General features: G+C 47.3%; 3 protein-coding genes. 2 read left to right on the forward strand and 1 reads right to left on the reverse strand.

Annotated features, from left to right (window positions below; translation table 11 throughout):
* Positions 1-10: 10 nt before the first annotated feature.
* On the forward strand, positions 11-1249 hold the full coding sequence (locus A2517_RS06760) for a M18 family aminopeptidase (protein ID WP_294895395.1): 1239 nt from the start codon (positions 11-13) through the stop codon (positions 1247-1249).
* The gene (locus tag A2517_RS06765; RefSeq protein ID WP_294895397.1) at positions 1249-2235 is read left to right on the forward strand and encodes a PAS domain-containing sensor histidine kinase; all 987 of its coding nucleotides are present in this window, start codon (positions 1249-1251) and stop codon (positions 2233-2235) included. Before A2517_RS06760 ends, A2517_RS06765 begins: the two co-directional genes overlap by 1 nt.
* Here the strand turns inward: A2517_RS06765 and A2517_RS06770 are convergent.
* Positions 2232-2693: EAL domain-containing protein (locus A2517_RS06770; protein ID WP_294895399.1), on the reverse strand; the 462-nt coding region annotated here is incomplete at its 5' end. The two genes, A2517_RS06765 and A2517_RS06770, sit on opposite strands and share 4 nt — an antisense overlap.

Below are 2693 nucleotides of genomic sequence, written 5' to 3' on the forward strand. Positions count from 1 at the left end.
ATAAAGGGTAATGCGCGAATTTAACGAAGAGATGATCAATTTTATCGATGCCTCTCCGACCCCGTTTCATGCGGTGGAGTGGATGGCACAAACATTGGAGTGCCGAGGTTTCATCCGTCTGGTTGAAGATGAGGTTTGGAATCTGGAAATTGGGAGTGACTATTACGTTACCCGTAACGACTCTTCGATTATCGCCTTTACCTATCCCCCTGACTCGGAGAAAGGGTACACTATTGTGGGTGCCCATACCGATTCGCCTCATCTGCGTCTCAAACCCAATCCTCTGACGAGTGTAGCAGGGGTCAAACGGCTCGGCGTTGAACCCTATGGCGGAGTGTTGCTCAACCCGTGGTTTGATCGTGATTTGGGTTTAGCGGGTCGTGTCGTCTATCTCGATGGAGAGGTACGCAAAGAGGCACTGATCAACGTTAATCACCCTATTGCTTTTATCCCCTCACTTGCCATCCATCTCGACCGTGAGGCGAATAGTTCTCACTCTATCAATGCCCAGACCGACATCGTCCCCATTATCGCGACGGGGGATGTCGATTTCGAGACTTTTATCCTCTCTCAGATTCAAGAAGATACCACTTCTCTTGCTTTATTAGCCCATGAACTCAGTTTTTATGACACGCAAAAAGGGTCATTCGTAGGGGTCAATGGGGAATTTATTACTTCGGCACGTTTGGATAATCTCCTCAGTTGCTATGTGGGACTGAAGGCGCTTTTGGAGAGATCCAATCCAATGATGCTTGCGTGTATGGATCACGAAGAGGTGGGGAGTGATTCTCATGTGGGAGCAGGGGGGACTTTTGTGGAAGAGACGCTTCGTCGTATTGCGGGGGAGAATTTTACGACCCTGATGCGCCGCTCTTTGATGGTGTCGTGCGATAATGCCCATGCTCAGCACCCTAACTTTCCGAGTAAACATGAGTCTGAGCACGCACCGCTGCTCAATGTGGGGGTAGCGATTAAGATCAACTCCAACCAGCGCTATGCGACCAGTGCTCTAACGCAAGGACGGTTCGTTCAGTGCGCACGTGCGCTTCATATTCCGACTCAGACGTTTGTTACTCGCAGCGATATGGGGTGCGGCAGTACTATCGGGCCCATTACTTCAGCACGGTTAGGGATCGAGACGATTGATGTCGGGGTACCGACTCTGGGGATGCACTCTATTCGTGAACTCTCAGGAGTCAGTGATGCGTACGGACTCTATCGTATCTTGATACATTTAGGGGATTTCTAATGTCAGAGTCTATCTCACCCGCCGAACTCAAAGCACTCATCGATCAAACCTATAAGGTCGAAGAGGAGTATGTCGCCCTTCGTCAGTCGTATGAGTATCTCCAAAGCACGATTGAGCAGGTTATCGAGTTTCTCCCTAATGCGATTTGGATCGTGGAGCAGGACGGATCTATCTTTTTGCAAAATTCGCAGGGGAAAGCGTTAGGGATGCTTTTTGAGACGCTCCGTTTGGACGAAGAAGATTATGAGATGACCTTTAAAGAGCGCTCCTATCTGATCAAATCGGCACAGCATAATGAGAAACGGCTTTTGAGTGCAACCGATATAACCGAGCAAAAACGGAAAGAAAATCTCGCCACTATGGGGCAGATGGCGGCACATTTATCACACGAAATTCGTAACCCTATCGGCTCTATCGCTTTGCTCGCTTCCACGTTGATGAAGCGGGTTAAAGAGGAGAATAAACCGATCGTGACGGAGATCCAAAAATCTCTCTATCGGATCGAGCGGATTATTAAAGCGACACTGATGTTCTCTAAAGGGGTGAGTGCCCAAAAAAATGCCCTTCGGTGGTGGCAGATACGCGAAGCACTCCTTAGTGCCATCGGGTACTACAGTTACGGCAAACCCATCGAGTTTATTTTCCCCGAAGAGGATTTTGAACTTTTCGGTGATTTGGATTTGCTGACAATGCTCTTTACCAATTTTGTTTTTAATGCGATTGATGCGATAGAACTCGATGAAGAGGAAGAGGGGAGAATCGAAATACGCCACTCACAAGAGGGGGAGTATCATGTGTTTGAGATCTACGACAGCGGAATAGCTATCGAGAATAAAAAATGGCTTTTTGAAGCGTTTAAAAGTACCAAAGAACGAGGAAACGGACTCGGGTTAGTTCTCTCAAAAAATATCGTCGAGTCACACGGAGGAGAGATCGCATTGTGCGAAGGGGAACGTAAAGGGTTTCGTTTCAGCCTCTCCTCTTAGAGGGGCTTAGGCTCTCCGAGGTAATATCCTTGCAGATAATCGACACCCATCTCTTTACATTTGGTATAGACCGCTTCGGAATGGACAAATTCCGCTACCGTTTTGAGCCCCAAGTGTTTTGAGAACTCGGTGATAGCCGTAAGAATCGTTTGCGCATTGGTATCGGTATCGATATTACGGATCAACGAACCGTCAATTTTAAGAAAATCAACATCGAGTTTGATGATATGGGCAAAATTCGAATATCCGGTACCGAAATCATCGATAGCAATGCGGCATCCGAAGGTTTTGACTTCGGCAATAAAGGCGGAGACTTCCGGATAGTTTTCGATCCCTTCACTCTCTAAGAGCTCGATGATGATTCGGTCGGCGTGAGCAGAATCACGGAGTTTTTGGATCAAGAACTCTTTGGTCGGTTTATCAAAAATATCATCTACAGAAAGATTCATTGAATAGGA

Origin of the sequence: Sulfuricurvum sp. RIFOXYD12_FULL_44_77, assembly GCF_001830725.1 — a bacterium.
Classification (GTDB): domain Bacteria; phylum Campylobacterota; class Campylobacteria; order Campylobacterales; family Sulfurimonadaceae; genus Sulfuricurvum; species Sulfuricurvum kujiense_A.